The organism is Marinomonas sp. UCMA 3892 (genome assembly GCF_012726345.1).
GTDB lineage: Bacteria > Pseudomonadota > Gammaproteobacteria > Pseudomonadales > Marinomonadaceae > Marinomonas.
Genome location: NZ_PTXN01000004.1, coordinates 216527 through 236207 on the forward strand (window position 1 = coordinate 216527; position 19681 = coordinate 236207).

The following is a 19681-nucleotide window of genomic DNA, read 5'->3' on the forward strand; positions in this document are numbered from 1 at the left end:
CTATATGTTGAATAAATATCATTAAATATCAGCGTCTTGAAATTTATTGTTGAAGTTCCAAAAAAGGGCAGTTCCAGCGGTCTGTTTAGCTAGCCTTTTTCGAGATGATTACTCCTGCAATCTAGAGAATAAACAGGAGCCATCATGACGGGTAATAACCAACCTAAAGAAGAACGGTTACTAACTTATGCAGAAGTGTGTGACGTTTTGCAAACCTCGCAGGCGACACTTCGTCGCTACGTGCGAGATGGACGCTTTCCTCCTCCAATAAAACCTAATCCCAATGGTCGCTCTGTGCGGTTTAGGTACAGCGATATTGCCGCATGGTTGAGTGATTTGTGATGGGGGTTAGTGATGCAATATAAGTTGCAGGATGATGGGCTCTATTGCTTGTCCTCTGATCGCTGGCTGCGAATAGGCGGTTGGATTCAGGTTTTGGCTCGTACTCGTTTAACTGACAAACGGCACGGGCATGGGGCTTTGCTGGAATGGCTGAACTTCGATGGAGTAATGCTACGTGAAGTTGTCTATGCCCGTGATCTTAACAGCGATAACGCCCGCCAGATCAGGGATATGTTGGTTGATACCGGTTATCCCTTAACTCCAGGTCAGTCAAGTTGGAGTCGGCTTCAACATTTTCTAATAGAGCAGATGGCTCTTGCTGCTCCGGCAACTGTGGTGAATCGCACTGGCTGGCACGGGCCCATATTTGCCACAAGCAATTGGACTATTGGAACTGCTGATGAACCCCATCATTTCGTGGGTCAGCTATCCGGTTCAGCGTTGTTAGAAGAGTCTGGGGATTTGAGTGATTGGCAAAACCATGTTGGAAAGCTGTGCAGTGGGAATCCGCTGGCTATTTTTTGTGTAGGAACTGGGTTGGCCGCACCGTTACTCGCGCCAGCGGGCATGGAAAACGGAGCCTTTCATTTCGTTGGCGCTTCTTCCGCCGGTAAAACAACTTTGTTGCAGATTGCGGCAAGCTTATATGGCAGCGATAGCTATAGACGTAGCTGGATCTCGACAAGCAATGGATTAGCGGCTGTTTCGTCGGAGCATAACGACATGTTGCTGACGTTGGATGAGATAGGAATGGCTCGCCCTGAAGACGTTGATACCGCCATTTATCAGATCATGAATGGTTCAGGAAAACTGCGCGCTAACGTGTCAGGAGAGTTGGCCGCGACGTCACAATGGCGAACGCTGGTGCTCAGTAGCGGGGAAGTTTGGATTGCCGAATTACTTCAGCAGATAGGTAAGCCACTTAGGGCTGGTCAGCAGATACGACTGGTGGAGATCCCAATTTTTGGTATACATGGCGCTTTCGATGAATTACATGACCGTAAGAGCGCTCAACAATTTGTTGATGAGCTTAAAATGTCTTGTCAGTGCTTTCATGGCACAGTAATCCGAGAGTGGTTATCGCTACTTACAGGGCAGCATAATGAGCTTAGCCGCTACCTCAGTTATGAAATAGGTCGTCTTAGCAACGCTTGGACAAGCGACTCAATGGCCTCTCAAGTACAGCGAGTCGTTAGACGATTTGCACTGATTGGTACTGCACTATGCCTCGCTAGTCGAAATTTCATCTTGCCGTGGTCTGAGGAAGAGTCACTCGATGCGGTACATAAAGTCCTTAGTGCTTGGCTCGCTAATCGTGGGCATTCTAGGAATTCCGAAGAGTTTAGGCTACTTCGGTCATTGGAAAAAGCGATGCGCAACTGGGAACGCAATATCGGTGAAATTGATCAGGATTCAGGCAAGGGAATGCCTGGTTACCGCCGTTCACTGGATGGATGCGAATTGTGGCTTATCAACAAAACACATTTCCTGCAAAAACTTGAGCTTCCCACCCACTATATGCGAGAAGTGGAAATCTTGCTGCAACGCGGTTGCTTGGTAACGAACGAGCGCTCTAGGGGAACCTATAAGACGCGGATTAATGGTGAGTTTCAACGTTTTTTTGCGCTCAAACCAGACCAAGTTAGGCGCCACCTTGAAGATTTAGAGAGGGTTGAACATGACGACTAGCTTAGTGTTCCCAGTTTCCCGTTTATCCCACTTTAACTTGGCAGTGTAGGAGAGTATCAACATGACTGAAAAAGAGATGCTTCAGCGCATGCTGATGGATATGTCATTGCTTAAAAAACTGATTACCGATCATATCAAAAACGAGCAACGTCCTGACACAACAAAGGAAATCCTCACAGTTGAGGAATGTGCTGAGCTGACGGGGTTAAAGAAAAGCACTTTGTACCGGCTGACCCATGAACGCAAGCTCCCATTCTTCAAACCTAATGGTAATCGGGTGTTCTTCAGGCGAGCCGATATATTGGCTTGGTTGCAGAGTAATCGTGTGGCGTCTTCTGATGAGATTGATAAAGCCGCTGCTGATCATCTAGTTGCTAACCGAAAATTTTATGGTCGGAGATATTGAGTAGCTATTTAAGCTGCTGAAAGTAAAAATTAATCATTAGATGCGTTACATGTCACGTTCTCTAACTGTGACATGTAACGGTTGCTATTTAAATTGACAGATTAGGTTTTAATGACTAAGTCTTAATGTGCTTACGCGCTATCAAAAACACATCATTAACTATGGACGGTAAATATGTCTGTCAAACATACTCCAACAGGTGTAGTACACAGCGGTGCTAAAGGCGGCACTACTGGCTGCGGCACAGATACGAAGAAAAATGCAGATCATTGGGTTAATTCCCATGAGAAAATCACATGTGATAAGAACGGCTGTAAAAACTAACGATCTTATGTGGTTGATGGAGGGCACCGTTGATGTGCCCTTTATTTTGGCTTTGAAAAGACTTATTCGTTTGGCTGCGAAAACGTGTAGGAGAGGAATAAAGTTTCAGACTAGTCGAAACATTGTGGGACAAAAGCGAGTTAGGTTTTCAGTTCGAATTCGTGACTGTCGGATTAAAATTTCTATGGGGTGCGCTTCATAAAAAGTCAAAAAATATTGAGTTAAAATGAATCGCAGCGAAAAAGCTCAATGTTTTTAGTCCTGATTAAATGATTTGTTATGCGTATTTTCAACTAACATATTGAGCTTACAAACGACAGAAGATATTGCTTTTGAAAAACGTGGTATTTCGAGTACTTTGTCGAAGTAATACGGCATATAGCTCTCAATTGGGACTCTATTTTCTTCAATAAATATTCTTGCTATTGGATGTGATTTTTCACAATATATTGGCTTGTGGTATTCATCAAATTGATCAAGTGTGAGATCAAAAACTTTACCACTTATTTCCAACCATAAGTGGTATTCGATGCCATGGATCGATTCGTTGCGACCACTAATCACATCAATTTCTAAATCTGGGAATTTGAGATTGACATAAAACCCCAAAAACACAGACGTATGCTCACAGCAATTTTTGGGGAAATCTTCAAAAATCGGCAATTCTTCAGCTATATTACTGACTTCTATAGCTTCTCTAAAACTTCTTGCTAGTTTAGTCATGTCTTCCATTTGACTCCTTACACATACATTGCATTAGTACGTATGCGTGTTTTCTCAAATCTATCATCCAACCTTTTAAAATCTTAATGCTTTGATTTTAATTTTTTTATTTTTATTCTTATTCGATTGAGGTGGATCGCACAAGAACTGACTTCAAAACCAATTAAGTTTTAATATGATCGTATACCTATCCGGTTTCGATATCTCCTGATAAAGCGCTAATAGCAGGGTTAATCGATAAGAATTTATTGGGCGAGTTGTTCGTATGATTACGATTCACAGGTCAAGTGCTAAAAAGCGTTGGGATAACGCTCGTTAAAAAATAGACAATTGTTTGCAGTTCTATGTTAGTAAGAATAATGTGTTTATCGGGAAATATTTATAGATCGACATATAAACGATAGCCAACTCCAGGCTCAGTTCGTACATATTTGGGCTCACTGGGAGAGTCGCCTAGCTTTTGCCTTAAGTGGCTGACCACAATTCTCAAGTAATGAGTATCCTCTATATGACCTGGCCCCCATATCTCCTTAAGCAATTGAGTCTGAGTAACCACACAATTGGGTGATGAGGCCAGTTTAGACAATACTGCATATTCCTTCGGTGTGAGTTCGACAACTTGGTTATCAACTTTTACTAACCGACGACTTAAATCAATCTGTAATTTACCGTCATCTAATATAGGGAGTTTTTCAGGTTTGATATGATCCCTTAAAATTGCCCGCACTCTAGCCAGTAACTCTTCAACGCTAAAGGGTTTAGTCACGTAATCCTGCGCGCCTGCATCTAATGCTGCCACTTTTTCTCTATCTTGATTGCGAACCGACAATACAATCACAGCAACGTCGGACCATCCCCGCAACTCTTGTAGCACTTGATGCCCTTCCATATCCGGCAAGCCTAAATCCAAAATGACTAATTCAGGTTGCTGGCGAGCAACAGCTGCAAGTCCTTGCTGACCATTTTCTGCTTCAGTAACGTCATAGCCTTCACTAGTGAGGGCTATACGCAACATACGGCGAATTTGGGTCTCATCATCGATAACCACGATTTTTATTGCCACGTATCTAGTCCATTCTGTGGTTTATTAAAGATATTTTGGCTAAAAATGATTAGCCAGGAACGGGATAGTCTAACGGCAATTCAACTTCAAAACGAGTGCCTTGCCCCTGTAGGCAATCGGTAACGCGAACACTCCCGCCGTGTGCAGCTATCATGCCTTTACAAATAGCCAGCCCCATACCCGTGTTCTGTTTCTTCTGATCTCCATCGGCAACCACATAAAACATATCGAAAATTTGATCCCTATGACTTGCAGGGATCCCCGGCCCTCTGTCTTCTATTGCAATACAACAGCGATGATTTGAGATGGATAATTCAATACTAATAGGCTCTTCTGGTGGTGAAAATCGAACAGCATTTTCAAGAATGTTAAATAATCCTTGTTCAATTAGCGCCGCATGGACAAATAGGAGTGGTGGTTCTTTTTCCCTATGGTATTCAACGATAGCCCTAGGAAAATAGCGTTTGAGTCTACCGAGTACACTGCCAATAATGTCATCTGCCGAAACCCAATCACGCTCAATACTCAAAGTGCCATGACCAAGGCGAGTCATATCGAGTAAATTTTGAATATAACTGTCTAAACGCCGACTTTCCTGCAAGATAGTATCGAGTAACTCGTTGCGATCAGATTCTAGCAATTGCTTATTCAGTAACTTGAGGCTCTCCGCTGCCCCCATCATGGCTGAGAGTGGCGATTTTAGATCGTGGGATACTGACGATAATAATGCTGAACGTAATTGCTCTATCTCAGTTTTTACCCGTGCAGATTCTAAATCTGACACCAACTGAATACGCCGCCAAGTATTTGCGCCTTGCTGTAACATTGCCAGAATAAGCTCTCGATCAAACGGACTGAGTTCGTTGACTGTGGGTTGCCAATCTAAAATCGCCGCGCCAATCGTCGTCCCTTCAAGTTCAATAGGGAACACACTCACACCCGAAGCACTCAAGGTATCACTCAAACGCCCCGCTGCTTGCCCATGCCGTAACGTCCAATCAATGGCGGCTAAATCGAGATCATTGAATGGCGTATTAAGTATGGGTAAATAGGACCGCTGACCATCTTTATGTTGTAGGACAATATAACAATCGGCATTAACTGAAGCCGCAATCTTGCGCCCTATCGCTTGCCAAAGGGCTTTTTCATCATCAGCAACTGATAATTCTTGGGCAACATCCTTTAACGTTTCTGCATAACGATTTGATTCACGTAATAAAATAAACTGATGTCTAATTCTGGAGGCAGCTGGACCACTGATGAGCCCTATACAAACTAAAAAAATTAAGGTGGCGATGTCATCTTGGCTATTAACATTAAATGTAAATTTGGGGTCTGTAAGAAAGAAATTAAAGCTAAAAAATGACCACACCGCAGTTGCCATAGCAGGCCTAGCTCCATAGGTTAAGCCAATACCAACTATCAAGAAAACATACAAGAGCACGAGATTGCCATTGCTGAGCCAAGCATCTATAAATGCCACAATCGGAAAAATAACCACAACACCAATTAGCCCTAAGAGATGGCCCCGTAAATCACCAAAACTGGCTTTAGGCGTAATGGGATCTCGTACTTGTACTTGGTTGTCGGGAGCGTGATATACACTGACTTCAACAGGTAAACCGGATTCGATCAAACGTTGGTACAGCCTTTTACGCCACCAAGGATAGGTGCGTTTCACGCCAGCGCCGACCAATACAGTGTTAATTCGATGTAGTGCAACGTAAGGTAAAATGGCCTGATAACTGCTTGTGCCGCGTAATACTTCGGTCTGCGCACCAAGTTCTTTAGCTAAGGCAAAGGCCTCATTTAGCCTTTTTCTCTGATAAAGCCCCAGCGCTTTGCCGGTATCAACCCACAGCACTAACCATGGAATTTGCCGCCGCTCAGCAATCTGCCGACCAATGCGGATCAAGTATTGATGATCACTGTTATTGCTCACTAAAACCAACAATCTGTCTTTAAGAACAAAATCGGTTCCCTGCGCTTTTGCATCGAGCTCACAAATCAGTTTTGCATCGACTCGCTCTATGACTTTTTTCATTGCCAGTTCGCGCAGAGCCGTCAAATTCGATACCGAAAAAAAAGCATCCAAGGCTGAGCGAGCATACTCCGGCAGATAAACTTTGCCTTGCTGCAAGCGTTCGATGAGTGTTGATGGCGGTAAATCGACAAATATAATTTCATGGGCTTCATCAAGGAAGCGATCAGGTACGGTCTCCCGTACCCGCACTTGAGTAATCTGCAACACCAGATCATTCAAACTGACCAAATGCTGAATATTAACTGTGGTATAGACATCTATTCCTGCAGCTAATAATTCAGCGACATCTTGGTAGCGCCGTTTATGGCGGCTACCGGGGATATTCGTATGGGCCAATTCATCGACCAAGATGAGCTTCGGCTTGCGAAGCAGCGCCGCATCTAAATCAAATTCCGTTAAACGATTATTATGATAATCAATGGGTTTACGCGCCAATACCTCAAAACCCGCTAACATAGCCTCGGTATCGGCACGACCATGGGTTTCAACCAGTCCAACCAGCAAATCTACACCTTGTTGAGCTATTTCCCTTGCAGCACTGAGCATTGAATAAGTCTTGCCTACGCCAGGTGCCGCCCCAAGAAAAACCGTCAGTTTACCTTTATCATTTTGCTGTATCTGACTTAAGAGCGCATTGGCTTGCTGTGTTTGACTGATTGGTACCACGATTAGAAACTCCTTGAAAGACTCACTATCCAGCGCGCATCACACAGGGACTGGCACTGACTCTGCGATAAATCCGTATCGACATAACCAACACTCAACACATCCTGCTCAGTCACATTGAGGTTCACCCCAACTCGCCAATCTAAATAGTGGCTATTGCTTGCGGCCATAGAACCTAAAAACAGTGCCATATCTTGCTGAGAAGCAAAAAAATTGCTCCCAAGATGCAGTACTAGGCTTACGTTAGAGAACAGTTGCGGCTCATAACTGGCGTAAACATACTGAAAATCGTCCACATTCTCGCCAAAATAATCAGGAGAATAAACCAGCCCTAGCTTAGCATCGGCGTAGCTTACCACAGCATAAATTTCGTTATAACTCAGGTCTGTATCGTCCTGCGAGTATTGGTAACGTATCACGCCTAGGTCCGTTGTTAAGCCATTATCCCAATCCTTTGCCCAGCCAGCGGACAAGTCGAGTTCTAAACTTCCATCCCCAAATTCGATGTTACTGCCCCAAAGCGAGCCATACCAGCCAGAATCATGACTTAAGGTATATCCTGCTTGAACTGCAGGTCCTTCATCAGTTTGAGAAATACCGCGAAACGCATAATCACTGATGAGCATCACACTCCCTTGACTCTGCCAAGAGGCATTGCCCCCATGAGTCTCAGTGCTGGCAAGCGCGCCCATCGATAGTGAAGATAATGCCATCATCACACCCGCACAGAGGCGCGAACAAGGAGCAGACTTAATCGGTAACATAAAAATTTATCCTTAAATTCAGTAGAATATTGTTTTATTGAGCGTGTTTAGCAATCTGGTCGAGAGCGAGGTTGAGCTTGAGCACATTGACGCGCTCTTGCCCAAAAATGCCCCACTGCGGTGGTTCGATAAATTGCGCCACTAAGGTCAACACTTGTGGTTCGGCTAACTGTCGAGCCTGAGCCACGCGTGCGACTTGCAGTTTGGCTGCAGCGGGTGAAATATGAGGATCCAGTCCCGCCCCCGATGTAGCGAGTAAATCGACTGGGATATCAGCGGCCTGAACAGATTCTCTGGCTTGGATTTCTTGGCTCGTTGCCATCACACGTTCACGTAGCGCCGGGTTACTCGGCGCAAGGTTACTACCACCGGTCGCCATAGGATCGTAACCGACAGCGCTCGGCCGACTATAAAAATAGGCTGGATTAACAAAGGGCTGAGCGATGAACTCAGAACCCATCGCGACATTATCCCTGTGGATCACACTGCCCTTAGCTTGAACGGGAAATAAAGCGCCACCGAGCTGAGTCACAGTGCCGGTATAGACAACGCCACACACAAATAACAGGGCGAGACTGGCTCTCAACCCCATAACGGCATGCTGGGTTTTAGTGGGATATACGATTGAATTCATTACTGTCTCCTAGAGCATAAGTGCAATGATTGAGTCGAGCGCTTTAATGCCGACAAAGGGTAAAATCACCCCACCCAAGCCATAAATCAGCATGTTATTTCGCAGTAATTTTTCTGCACTTATGGGTCTGAGCTTGATGCCTTTTAATGCCAATGGAATTAAGGCGGGAATGATAAGAGCGTTAAATACGAGCGCTGCGAGTACGGCTGAGGTTGGGCTGTGAAGCTGCATCAGATCCAGTGCGCCAATCGCAGGCAAAGCCCCCGCAAATACCGCAGGAATAATGGCAAAATACTTAGCCACATCATTAGAAAGGGAAAATGTAGTCAAGGCGCCGCGGGTGATCAGCAATTGTTTTCCGACTTCAACGATAGCCAGTAATTTAGTGGGATCTGAATCCAAATCCACCATGTTGCCAGCTTCTTTAGCAGCTTGGGTACCCGAGTTCATCGCAAGACCCACATCGGCCTGCGCTAATGCTGGCGCATCGTTAGTGCCATCCCCTACCATAGCCACTAATCGACCTTTGGCCTGCTCTGCGCGAATAAGGGCAAGTTTATCCTCAGGTTTAGCTTCAGCGACAAAATCATCGACCCCAGCTTCGGCGGCAATCACGCCAGCCGTTAGCGGATTATCCCCTGTCACCATGATGGTCCGCACACCGAGCGCTCTTAAACGGGCAAACCGCTCCGCAACGCCTGGCTTAATCACGTCACTTAAGGCTATAACCCCTAAAATGTGCGTGCCACTGGCGACGACTAAGGGAGTTCCCCCCTGCAAAGCCACTTTACGGATAAGCGCGTTAACAGATTCAGGCCATTGCATTTGATGCTGCTGCGCCCAAAACTGCATCGCATCGCCCGCGCCTTTTATGCCTTGAATACCATCCTTTAAAATCACCCCAGAAACCCGAGTCTCTGGCGTAAAAGGAATAAAAGTCGCATCCGTAGGCTTAACAGGTAATACCGCTCCCAAATCAACAGCCAATTTGAGTACAGATTTCCCTTCAGGGGTGGGGTCATCTAGCGAGGAAAGCACTGCCGCATCACGCAGCATCTCAGGTGCAATGCCTTTCACGGGTAAAAACGCAGTTGCTTGGCGATCACCAAAAGTAATAGTGCCCGTTTTATCTAGCAGTAACGTATCGATATCGCCGGCAACTTCCACGGCTTTACCAGACTTCGCGACCACATTGGCGGCTAAGGCGCGGTTCATACCTGCAATACCAATAGCGGGTAACAAGCCACCAATCGTGGTTGGGATCAAACACACTAACAGTGCAATTAACATAGTGTAATCAAGGCTTGCACCAACAAAACTTGCTAGCGGCGGCAAAGTAACCACCACGAGTAGGAAAACCGCAGTTAATGACGCAAGTAGTACGGTTAACGCCGTTTCGTTCGGTGTCTTTTGGCGTTTAGCCCCTTCGACGAGCCCTATCATTCGGTCTAAAAAGCTATTACCGGGATCATTCGCAACCAGCACGGTAATTTCACCCGTAAGTACCTTAGTGCCGCCAATCACACCGGAATGGTCTGTGCCAGCTTCGCGCAGCACAGCCGCAGATTCACCGGTAATCGCCGATTCGTTGATAGTGGCTATCCCTTCGATGATTTCACCATCGGCAGGAATATAGTCACCCTGTAAAACCTTCACCTTATCGCCTTTAGCAAGCTGAGTGGCGGATATTAACTCCAACTCACCATGGCGTATTCGCCTAGCTTGTAATGCCTCTTTTGCAGACTTTAAACTGGCCGCTTGCCCGCGACCTTTTGCCTCTGCCACAGATTCAGCAAAGTTAGAAAACCACACAGTAAGCAAAAGGATAAGGGTCGTGGCTAACTCAAAACCGACGGTATCTCCGTTAAGGAACCTTTGCACGGTGATCAGTCCAGCGAGCAAAGCACCAACGAGGACCACAAACATCACTGGGTTACCAGCCATGCTCACTAAGGACATTTTTTTTACAGCACCAAAGGCAGCTTGCTTCACGCCGGCGCTATCTAATATTTGAGCAGGTTTATGCATGACTATTTCTCCAGACTCATAGTGGCAAGTTGTAATGCTTCGCCAATAGGCCCTAATACTGCCGCAGGTAAGAAAGATAGGAAGTTAATGATCAAAATCACGGCAATGAGGGTGAAACAGAAGGTGGGACTTTCAAGCTTAAGGCTCGCGTTACTGTCGGGGCTAACCCTTTTACTCGACATCATCCCCGCAATCGCCAGCGGTAAAAACAGTGGCAGGTATCGACCAAGCAGTAAGGCGATAACGCAGCTGATATTCCACCAAGGCGTGTTATCACCTAAACCTTCAAAACCCGAACCGTTATTAGCAAAAGCGGAGGTGTATTCGTAAAAGACTTGCGAAATCCCGTGAAAGCCGGGGTTGCTGTTGCCCGTAATACTCGGAATAGCCACAGTGATCGCCGTCAAACCTAAGACGCACAAGGTAGGTAAAACTAATAGACTTCCCAAAAGGGTGATTTCACGGGTTTCGAGCTTACGACCAAATATCTCTGGCGTACGGCCAATCATCAATCCCGATAAGAACACAGCAATCCACACATAAACGATAAAGTTAACAAAACCGCAGCCAATACCGCCCCATATCGCATTGAGTAACATGCCTGATCGCGTCATCAATCCCCCTATTGGATTGAAGGAATCGTGCATGGCATTGACCGAACCGTTAGAGGTTTGCGTGGTAAAAGAAGCCCATAGCGCCGAAAGCTCAGGTCCAAAGCGAACTTCTTTCCCCTCCATATTCGGCCCTTGGGCGCTTAATCCCGCAAAGGCGGCGTTAGGTTGCAACTCGCTGTACACTGTCGCCCCCAGAAAACTGACGCTCAATAGGCCCATAGCAACCAGAGCCATCAGGGTAAATTTTTTGCGTCTTAACATTCCGCCAGCCATAAAGACGACGGCCATAGGGATCAGCACTAAGGCAATGGTCTCGATTGCATTACTTACTGGCGTTGGGTTTTCAAGCGGGTTACTACTGTTGGGGCCATACCACCCGCCACCATTAGTGCCTAACTGCTTGATGGCCACCATAGATGCGACGGGGCCGATCGGAACAATTTGCTCAGTGATAGGCGATGCAGAATCTAAGGTATTCACTTTTTGCGCACCATCAAAACTACTCGGTACGCCTTGCCAAGTGAGCAATAGCGCAACAATAGCCGCTAATGGCAGCATAAGTCTGAGTACACCGCGCACTAGGTCAACATAATAGTTACCCAGATTTCGAGCCTCGCCTTCTTTGGCGCTGTCATTATTCAACCCGCCTAACATTCCCCGCAAAATCGCCACACAAACCGCCAGCGCCATGGCTGGAGTGACAAATTGCAGCGTGACAATTAAAAATCCTTGGGATAGATAACTGAGCTGAGCCTGCCCAGAATAGTGCTGTTGATTGGTATTGGTGAGGAATGACACCGCAGTGTGCAAAGCCAGATCCCAAGATAATGGCCCTATACCATCAGGATTTAGTGGCAACAGATGTTGGAATTTAAGGATAAGGAACGCCAAAATTCCAAGCACTAAGTTACTGATAAGAAAAGCCGCACCGTAGGATTTCCATGTCATCCCCGAATTGGCATTTACACCGATTGCCCGATAAACCCACTTTTCAATGGGATTAAATAAACGATCTGAAAAATGGGACTGACCAGAGAAAATCCCTGTCATATATGATCCCAACAACCATGCGAGCCCAAGCGCAGTAGTAAAAATAAGGGTAATTTCAAACATAACGACTCCTAAAACTTATTAGGGGCAAACATTGCCACTGCTAAGTAAATGAAAAGTGCTATGGAAAGTATTAGAAATATCCAGTCCATATAATTTGTCCTTAAGAAAGTGAGTAACAGCACAAATATATGAATTAACGGCGTAAAGTCTCTAGAGCTCAAATGACTAATCCCGTAAAGAATACGTAAAAATCATAAATACTCAGAGAGCCAACGTGATTAGCAACATGCAAAACAGGTGAATCTTGCGGATGACTAAGTAACAGATTCATTAGATGAAAATAAACTTGTAACTTTAACCATAATTTACATAGTGTTACGCTAAATTTGAGGAGGCCAATAAAATCGTCATATACTGCGAAAATAATGCGACTACAACCATAGGATTAACTGTAAAAGTTAAATAAAAAGCCAGCTAGAGATACTAACTGGCATTGGACGACGTTCACTTATTTAATACACTTAGCATTCAGCATAATGAGCGCTCGCACATTATGAAAACTTCATTATATCTTAGGTTAGTTGAGCTCTATATTTTTCATTTTTTTATAGCTATCCGTCTTAATTTCTTTAAGCACGCCTTTATTATCATCAATAAATAATGCTTTTATTCCATTACCATTTGCGACAGCTATCCCTTCTTGGCTTCCTAAACATAACAGGGCAGTTGACCAAGCATCAGCCCAAGAAGGATCGCTTGCTAACACAGTTACAGATACCGTGTTGTGTGTTACGGGCTTGCCAGTTCGAGCATCAATAATATGTGAATAACGCTGCCCTTGATGATCAAAATAATGACGATATGTGCCAGAAGTCATGATCGCTTGAGGGAAATCAATAAGTAAAACTTTTTGCATTGTACGTTGTTCAGGAAGCGGTTTTTCAATCGCAATTTTCCAAGCAGAGCCATCAAGTTTAGTACCGTGCACGACCATTTCGCCGCCAATCTCCACTAAGTAATTATCGATATTGTATCGCTTTAGCACATCTGCAACTTTGCCAACACTGTACCCCTGTCCAATCGATGACAAATCAAGGTGTACTTCAGGTGAATCTTTACTCAACGTTTGATTAGCAATGGTTAAATGGTGTAGGCCCACATAGGTTAATGTCTGTTGAAGCGCACTTTCTGTCGGTATGGTTAGTTGGTTATTGGTGAATCCCCACAAATCGAATAATGGTTTGATGGTTAAATCATAGCAACCATCAGTTTTCTTAGTCACGTCTTTAGCTATCTGGATAAGTCCTAAAATATCATCCCCTACTGCCATAGTAGAGTTCATAGTGTTAAAACGAGAGATAACTGAATCAGGACGATAAGTAGACATATGAAGATCTATTTCTGCTAATTGCTGATCAATCTCACGATTAATCTCAGCATTATTAATATTCTCTTTGCTCCAAAATGTAACATGCCAACTAGTACCCTGTGCAAGGCCTTCTAATTTGACGTAATTTGGAGGGTTCTGACATCCTTCCAGCATAATGAGTAATATAAATGTTAATAGCCACTTCATTTAATGATCCTTCCAATCAATTCGGCATAATAGCCGTGAACTAAAATTAGGTTTAAAATCGCCAAAATGCCCGAGAGAAAATAATCAATACTGGAAATATTTCTAATCGTCCAAAAAGCATAGCCACACACATCAGCCATTTGGCCGCATCTTTTAAAGTGCCAAATCCAGATGCAGTATCACCGTAACCAATCCCCATATTATTAATACACGCGGCTACAGTTCCAAAAGCGGTGACAAAATCATGCCCAATTGCGACTAATCCCCATACAAAAACGCAAGTAAAAAAGATATAGAGGAAAAATAAGCCCCATACTGAACGAATTACTCTATCAGAAACGACTTGGCCACTTATCTTCGTCGTTAAAATGGCATTGGGATGGATCAATTGATGGATTTCGCGGCTCCCTTGACGATACAAGAGTAAAAATCTGACGGCTTTAATGCCCCCACAGGTAGAGCCAAAGCATCCTCCAAAAAAGCTCGCACCTAAAAGTAAAAGTACGATATGGCTAGGCCAATTCGGATAACCCGCAGAACCTAATCCATTATCAGTCATAACTGAAACAGTTTGAAAAAAACCATGAACCAGTGAATCTTGGATATCGAAGGTTTGGGTACGAGCCAGCTCCATACAAGCAATTGCAACAACAATAGATAATATGAGAATAAAAAACCTAACCTCTGCATTATTCCAAATAGGTTTTATACTTCTCCGCACTAAGACGATGTAATATAGAGCAAAGTTTATTGCAGCAAGTATTGAAAAAACACCGCCAACGAGCTCTATACCAGCACTGTTATAATATCCCAAACTGTCACTATGAGTAGAAAATCCACCTAATGAAACTGTTGATAAACTATGGCATATTGCATCAAACCAATTCATCCCAGCAAGTTTATAAGCAACAGCGCAGCCTAAAGCTAGCACGCTATAAAGCCCCCACAAATTTCTAGCAGTATCAGCAAGACGAGGAGTCATCTTCTCTTCTTTCATGGGGCCAGGCATCTCAGATTGATACAATTTTGCGCCACCGATACCAAGGAATGGCATAATAGCTACTGCCAATACAATAATTCCTAAACCACCGAGAAAATTGAGCTGCGCACGATAGAATAAAATGGATTTTGGCAGACCATCAATATCTGAAAAAATAGAAGCGCCAGTGGTAGTTATTCCTGATACCCCTTCAAACATGGCATCGGTTAAGCTTAAATCCAACCGCCTATCAAGAAGAAAAGGTAATGCACTCATTAAGGAGAATATCAGCCAAAACAAACAAGCAACCATGAAACCATCACGCTTTTGCAGATTTTTATCTTCCTTACTTGTCATCCTCCAGCCGGAAAAACCAATCGTAAGGGAAAGTAAAAACGTCGTTAAAAATGGAGTGATATAGCCATCCTTATAAAAAAGAGAAACAGCTATTGGCATCAACATAGTAAAGCTGTATATCACTATCAAAAAGCTACACAAATGAATTATTGTATTAAACCGAGAGCTAGTTTGATTCATTCGATTCGCATCAATCATTCCAATGTCCTTCTTGTTCTAGCGGTAACGTGATCCTATATTGGCAACCTGTACCATCAGGAATGGCTTCTATCGTGCCTCGATGAGCTTTGATAATTCCCTTTGCCACAGCAAACCCCAAGCCCATTCCACTATCATTTTGATTCAAAGCCTGAGTGGAATAAAATAACTCAAAAATGCACTTAGATTGTTCGATTGTAAGTGCAGTACTCTCATCATAAATATCAATAAACACGCTGTTATTTATGCAATAAACAGTCACACTTACATTTTTATCGCATGGAGAATATCGCAATGCATTATCTATAATATTAAATACTGCCTGTTCGATTAGATTCTGACTAATCATCAGCAAAGGTATGGAATTATTATTTTCGAATAAAATTCGGTGCCGACTATCAGGAAAACGTTCAATGACTCGATAGATGACTTGTGCAATCGACAATTCAACCTTCTTAAACTGTAATATTCCATACTGTATTTTCGTTGCTTGCAGTAAATTTTCTATATACTGGTGAAGACGATGACTTTCCATTATGGCGCTATCAAGCAACTCCCTGACTTGAACCTCTGAGAGTTTTTCTCTGTATGCCTTTAGTGTTGTTAACGTACCAATAATAGTCGCCAAAGGTGTTCTAAAATCATGTGAAACCGATAGTAGTATGCGGTTACGGAGTTGAACTTGCTCCAATGACCTTTGCTGGTTTTTATAATGGTCGGCAAGTTTACTTGCAATTAATGCAACAAGAATGAAAACAGTCAGATTTATAATATCAGTAGCATGTATTACATGGAGAGAATATCGAGGGTGAGTAAATAAAAAATTAAAACTAACCGCAACTAAAAATGCCGCCATGTACGCGTATTGAGTACCACACTGAAACGAAATCATGATAACAGCAAGTTGAAGTACAAGAAGAATCGCTGTAGATGATGCCATCAAGTGGTCTAAGGGAAAACAAATCGCAAGCGCGAGCCCTAGAATAAAGGACAATCTAATAAAAGACTTAATTTTATTTGCTCTGCCCATCAAAACACGTCTTTTTGTTATACATACCCTCACAGTAACAGTTGAATGCGATTAATACGTGTAAAAAAAGCGTAAAATCTTTTAGAGACAAACGAAATAAACATTTAAAACAAAAGCTTAGGGTGAAAACGAATAAGCTACCATGTACGATTTAAGTCTATAATTGAACGCATGATTTTATTACAAAGCCCGCTAAAACATCTTAAGGTTGTTGTGGGCATCCCTAAAGGTGGTGAAATGGTTTTCTTAATTGGAGGTTATATTTTAGGGAATTTAATGCGAAAAAATTATCTTAGTACATTTAAATTATCATGTTCTGACTCGCTTTGGAGCATTTTAAATTAAAAAATGACAGCGTACTCGATAGAGTTCGCTGCTATCTTTGTATTATTCTTTAATACTTGTTATCGATCTTTATTATTCACCACCACCTATTCTTTTTTTGCAGCGAAAAATATTTGAGTCTGATTATTCATCGAAGATATCCGGAAAAGTCCGCATGGCCTCTGTGCGGCGGGTTTCTAGAATATCCGCGTAGATTTCTGTTGTTCTGAGCTCACTATGGCCAAGTAATCTGGAGAGGGAATAGATGTCCAGACCACGGGCAAGCTGGTTTACAGCAAAGGTGTGACGGCCTGCGTGAAAAGTAACGTGTTTGGTGATTCCTGCACGTATGGCCCACTGCACTAGCGCGACGTTGCTGTAGCTGTCGTAGCGTAAACCCTTAAAAACCCGTTCAGTCGGTTTCCCCTTGTTCTCCAAGTTGAGTAGACGCACAGCAGAATCCGGTAAGTCGAGATATTGCAGACCATTTCCTGAGTTTTTTAGCTTTATCTGGGAAAATATGATTCGGTAGTGCCCTTGAGCAAACAGTTCAATTTCACCCCAAACCAGCTTATGAATGTCTGACCAGCGAAGTCCTGTTGTGCAGGAGAACAGAAATGCTCTCCGTAGTACATCGTAACGGCATTCTGCCTTGGTAAGGGCCTTTACCTCCTCCAGAGTGAGGTAAGTGCGCTGTGTCCTCTCTGCTTTGATGGATTTGACTTGTTCAACAGGGTTATCTCTGATTATTCGGTCTCGTTGCGCTTGGTTGAGCGCAGCTCGGATTTTATTGAAGTAGCTACAGGCGGTATTCCTGGAGAGGCCGGTATCTGATTTTGTCATTGCCTCATGCTGTAGGTAATGGCGGAACCCTTCCAAAAAGTATTTATCTACCTGTTCAAAAGTGAGTTCTGCGTGGCGGTGATAACGGTGGAGATGGATGCCCGCAGAAACCCAAATTGAGTAGTTGGATTTGCTACCGGATGCTTTACTCGCTGTAATTTGGTCGAAGTAGTCAAAGAAGCTGGCATTGAGTTTTGTGCGGTCATCTAAGCCGTGTTTGGCTGATTCCATTTCCAGTAGACGCTTGGCTCGAATGGCCTCAGCTTTTTGCAATGTGGTTTTGTTGTGTTCGCGTTCAACTGCGTTTTTGGGCTTGGCGTAGAGGAACAGGTTTAACGTCTCATATGAGCGTTTCTGAGCTCTTGAGCCGTCTTCCGAGGTCTTTGAACCGTAATAGTACACAAGCCTGATAGCGCGTTGGCCATTCTTATCTGGATCTCGTTTATGTATGCTGATTTTCATTGGTTTTTCTCATCTTGTGCGCCAAATGTGCGCCAGAATTTATCTGTGGCGCACACGTGGCGCAAGAATCGACAAAACCCTTCAAATTGCTTCCCACCCAATAAAACAAAATTATTTTAAAATCATAATGTTGTTTTGATTTGGTTTGATGCGTTTTACTATTTTACTTCCCAATACAAAACGAGCCGAAGATGCGCCCTAGCAAGTCGTCGCTGGTGAAGGCGCCGGTGATTTCGCTTAGGGCTTGTTGGGCTTCTTTGAGATCTTCAGCGAGTAATTCTCCTGCGCCATAGCCGTGTAGTTGTTCGTTACCTGCATCTAAGAAGCGGTTGGCTTTGTTCAGCGCTTCTATGTGACGACGACGAGCGATAAACCCCCCTTCAGTCGTGCTGTCGAAGCCCATGACGGCTTTTAGGTGTTCAGTTAAATCAGTAACGCCCTCGCCTGTTTTTGCCGATAGAGACACTACAGGAACGCCTGAGACAGTTTCTATTCCAGTGCCTTCTTTGGTTAAGTCGACTTTGTTACGTACCAAAGTCAGGTGTTTAGTGTCGCCAAGCTTTTCCATAAACTCTGGCCAAATCTCATTAGGATCTTTTGAATCAATGGATTGGCTGTCGACCATCATGAGAATGCGATCTGCTTTGCTGATTTCGTCCCATGCGCGCTGAATACCAATGCGCTCTACTTCGTCAGGGCTATCACGCAAACCAGCTGTGTCGATAATGTGTAGCGGCATGCCGTCAAGGTGGATATGCTCGCGCAACACGTCTCGAGTCGTGCCTTCTATGTTGGTGACAATAGCGGACTCTTTCCCTGATAGTGCGTTTAACAAGCTGGATTTGCCGGCATTTGGACGCCCTGCTATAACCACATTCATGCCTTCGCGAATCAAGGCGCCTTGGTTCGCTTCTTTGAGGACTTCTGCTAGTTTCGCTTGAATGCCAGCCAATTCCGCAGCGACTTTACCGTCACCAATGAAGTCGATTTCCTCTTCTGGAAAATCAATCGCGGCTTCCACGTAAATACGCAGATGAATCAAGGCTTCGACTAACTCATCAACGCGTTTTGAGAAAGCGCCTTGCAGAGATCGCAATGCGCATTTAGCGGCTTGCTCTGATGTACTGTCGATCAAATCGGCAATGGCTTCCGCTTGAGTTAAGTCCATTTTGTCGTTCATGAATGCACGTTCAGAAAACTCGCCTGGACGAGCTAAACGTGCCCCAAGCGCTACGCAATGGCTCAGTAGCATGTCCATAATAACGGGACCGCCGTGGCCTTGTAACTCAAAAACATCTTCACCAGTAAAGGAATTTGGCCCGGGAAAATACAAGGCGATGCCTTCGTCGAGTTGTTCTTGACCTGTCGTTTTGAAAGGCACGTAATGGGCATAACGAGGTTTGGGCTCAAAGCCGATGATCTGCTTCGCAATGGCAAGGCTTTTAGGGCCTGATAAACGAATGATCCCTACGCCACCTCGGCCAGGAGCGGTGGCTTGGGCGGCAATCGTGTCTTGGTCTGTGGCGTATTGGAAATCAGTCATAATCAAACTCTGTGCGAAA

At 44.2% G+C, this 19681-nt stretch carries 16 protein-coding genes; 4 read left to right on the forward strand and 12 right to left on the reverse strand.

What is annotated here, in order from left to right; all coding sequences use genetic code 11:
• Window positions 1-144: 144 nt before the first annotated feature.
• The 4 genes from B6N13_RS07585 (at window position 145) to B6N13_RS07600 (ending at window position 2761) form a co-directional block, all read left to right on the forward strand.
• Window positions 145-342 carry a helix-turn-helix domain-containing protein gene (locus B6N13_RS07585; RefSeq protein WP_000147415.1) on the forward strand — a complete coding sequence of 66 codons (198 nt, stop codon included), beginning with the start codon at window positions 145-147 and terminating at the stop codon, window positions 340-342.
• 12 nt (window positions 343-354) lie between these two features.
• Window positions 355-2031 (forward strand): DUF927 domain-containing protein, encoded by a 1677-nt coding sequence (locus B6N13_RS07590; RefSeq protein WP_169459000.1) that lies wholly within the window; start codon window positions 355-357, stop codon window positions 2029-2031.
• 61 nt (window positions 2032-2092) lie between these two features.
• Window positions 2093-2437, forward strand: a complete 345-nt coding sequence (locus B6N13_RS07595; RefSeq protein WP_169459001.1) for a helix-turn-helix domain-containing protein — start codon at window positions 2093-2095, stop codon at window positions 2435-2437.
• Window positions 2438-2611: 174 nt separating this feature from the next.
• Window positions 2612-2761, forward strand: a complete 150-nt coding sequence (locus B6N13_RS07600) for a hypothetical protein (protein ID WP_014611895.1) — start codon at window positions 2612-2614, stop codon at window positions 2759-2761.
• A 255-nt stretch (window positions 2762-3016) separates the two neighbouring features.
• Here the strand turns inward: B6N13_RS07600 and B6N13_RS07605 are convergent, their stop codons facing one another.
• The 12 genes from B6N13_RS07605 to mnmE form a co-directional block, all read right to left on the reverse strand.
• Window positions 3017-3493, reverse strand: coding sequence for a hypothetical protein (locus B6N13_RS07605; protein WP_169459002.1), 477 nt, complete (start codon window positions 3491-3493; stop codon window positions 3017-3019).
• A 370-nt stretch (window positions 3494-3863) separates the two neighbouring features.
• Window positions 3864-4547, reverse strand: a complete 684-nt coding sequence (locus tag B6N13_RS07610) for a response regulator (protein WP_169459003.1) — start codon at window positions 4545-4547, stop codon at window positions 3864-3866.
• A gap of 49 nt (window positions 4548-4596) precedes the next feature.
• On the reverse strand, window positions 4597-7257 hold the full coding sequence (locus tag B6N13_RS07615) for a sensor histidine kinase KdpD (protein ID WP_169459004.1): 2661 nt from the start codon (window positions 7255-7257) through the stop codon (window positions 4597-4599).
• A gap of 2 nt (window positions 7258-7259) precedes the next feature.
• Window positions 7260-8021, reverse strand: a complete 762-nt coding sequence (locus B6N13_RS07620) for a TorF family putative porin (RefSeq protein WP_169459005.1) — start codon at window positions 8019-8021, stop codon at window positions 7260-7262.
• Window positions 8022-8055: 34 nt separating this feature from the next.
• Window positions 8056-8655, reverse strand: a complete 600-nt coding sequence (gene kdpC / locus B6N13_RS07625; RefSeq protein ID WP_169459006.1) for a potassium-transporting ATPase subunit KdpC — start codon at window positions 8653-8655, stop codon at window positions 8056-8058.
• 9 nt (window positions 8656-8664) lie between these two features.
• Window positions 8665-10683, reverse strand: a complete 2019-nt coding sequence (gene kdpB, locus B6N13_RS07630) for a potassium-transporting ATPase subunit KdpB (protein WP_169459007.1) — start codon at window positions 10681-10683, stop codon at window positions 8665-8667.
• A 2-nt stretch (window positions 10684-10685) separates the two neighbouring features.
• Entirely contained in the window at window positions 10686-12410 is a 1725-nt protein-coding gene (gene kdpA / locus B6N13_RS07635; protein WP_169459008.1) for a potassium-transporting ATPase subunit KdpA, read from the reverse strand.
• A 517-nt stretch (window positions 12411-12927) separates the two neighbouring features.
• A complete protein-coding gene (locus B6N13_RS07645) occupies window positions 12928-13926 on the reverse strand; it encodes an FAD:protein FMN transferase (RefSeq protein WP_169459009.1) in 999 nt (332 codons plus the stop codon).
• Between the two features lie 52 nt (window positions 13927-13978).
• Entirely contained in the window at window positions 13979-15460 is a 1482-nt protein-coding gene (locus B6N13_RS07650) for a TrkH family potassium uptake protein (protein ID WP_248280261.1), read from the reverse strand.
• Entirely contained in the window at window positions 15453-16490 is a 1038-nt protein-coding gene (locus B6N13_RS07655; RefSeq protein ID WP_169459010.1) for a DUF4118 domain-containing protein, read from the reverse strand. The genes B6N13_RS07650 and B6N13_RS07655 overlap by 8 nt, the downstream gene beginning before the upstream one ends.
• A 468-nt stretch (window positions 16491-16958) precedes the next feature.
• Window positions 16959-18119: a site-specific integrase gene (locus tag B6N13_RS07660; RefSeq protein ID WP_169459011.1), complete on the reverse strand. Its 1161-nt coding sequence runs from the start codon at window positions 18117-18119 to the stop codon at window positions 16959-16961.
• A gap of 163 nt (window positions 18120-18282) precedes the next feature.
• Complete coding sequence (gene mnmE, locus B6N13_RS07665) at window positions 18283-19662, reverse strand: tRNA uridine-5-carboxymethylaminomethyl(34) synthesis GTPase MnmE (protein WP_012072144.1); 1380 nt, start codon at window positions 19660-19662, stop codon at window positions 18283-18285.
• Between the last annotated feature and the right edge of the window lie 19 nt (window positions 19663-19681).

What these genes read in the sequence shown, in the direction of transcription:
- B6N13_RS07620 (WP_169459005.1), bottom strand. Translation starts at nt 8,021, where the DNA reads ATGTTACCGATTAAGTCTGCTCCTTGTTCGCGCCTCTGTGCGGGTGTG.
- B6N13_RS07650 (WP_248280261.1), bottom strand. Translation starts at nt 15,460, where the DNA reads ATGATTGATGCGAATCGAATGAATCAAACTAGCTCTCGGTTTAATACA.
- B6N13_RS07605 (WP_169459002.1), bottom strand. Translation starts at nt 3,493, where the DNA reads ATGGAAGACATGACTAAACTAGCAAGAAGTTTTAGAGAAGCTATAGAA.
- kdpC (WP_169459006.1), bottom strand. Translation starts at nt 8,655, where the DNA reads ATGAATTCAATCGTATATCCCACTAAAACCCAGCATGCCGTTATGGGG.
- kdpB (WP_169459007.1), bottom strand. Translation starts at nt 10,683, where the DNA reads ATGCATAAACCTGCTCAAATATTAGATAGCGCCGGCGTGAAGCAAGCT.
- B6N13_RS07585 (WP_000147415.1), top strand. Translation starts at nt 145, where the DNA reads ATGACGGGTAATAACCAACCTAAAGAAGAACGGTTACTAACTTATGCA.
- mnmE (WP_012072144.1), bottom strand. Translation starts at nt 19,662, where the DNA reads ATGACTGATTTCCAATACGCCACAGACCAAGACACGATTGCCGCCCAA.
- B6N13_RS07645 (WP_169459009.1), bottom strand. Translation starts at nt 13,926, where the DNA reads ATGAAGTGGCTATTAACATTTATATTACTCATTATGCTGGAAGGATGT.
- B6N13_RS07600 (WP_014611895.1), top strand. Translation starts at nt 2,612, where the DNA reads ATGTCTGTCAAACATACTCCAACAGGTGTAGTACACAGCGGTGCTAAA.
- kdpA (WP_169459008.1), bottom strand. Translation starts at nt 12,410, where the DNA reads ATGTTTGAAATTACCCTTATTTTTACTACTGCGCTTGGGCTCGCATGG.
- B6N13_RS07655 (WP_169459010.1), bottom strand. Translation starts at nt 16,490, where the DNA reads ATGGGCAGAGCAAATAAAATTAAGTCTTTTATTAGATTGTCCTTTATT.
- B6N13_RS07595 (WP_169459001.1), top strand. Translation starts at nt 2,093, where the DNA reads ATGACTGAAAAAGAGATGCTTCAGCGCATGCTGATGGATATGTCATTG.
- B6N13_RS07660 (WP_169459011.1), bottom strand. Translation starts at nt 18,119, where the DNA reads ATGAAAATCAGCATACATAAACGAGATCCAGATAAGAATGGCCAACGC.
- B6N13_RS07590 (WP_169459000.1), top strand. Translation starts at nt 355, where the DNA reads ATGCAATATAAGTTGCAGGATGATGGGCTCTATTGCTTGTCCTCTGAT.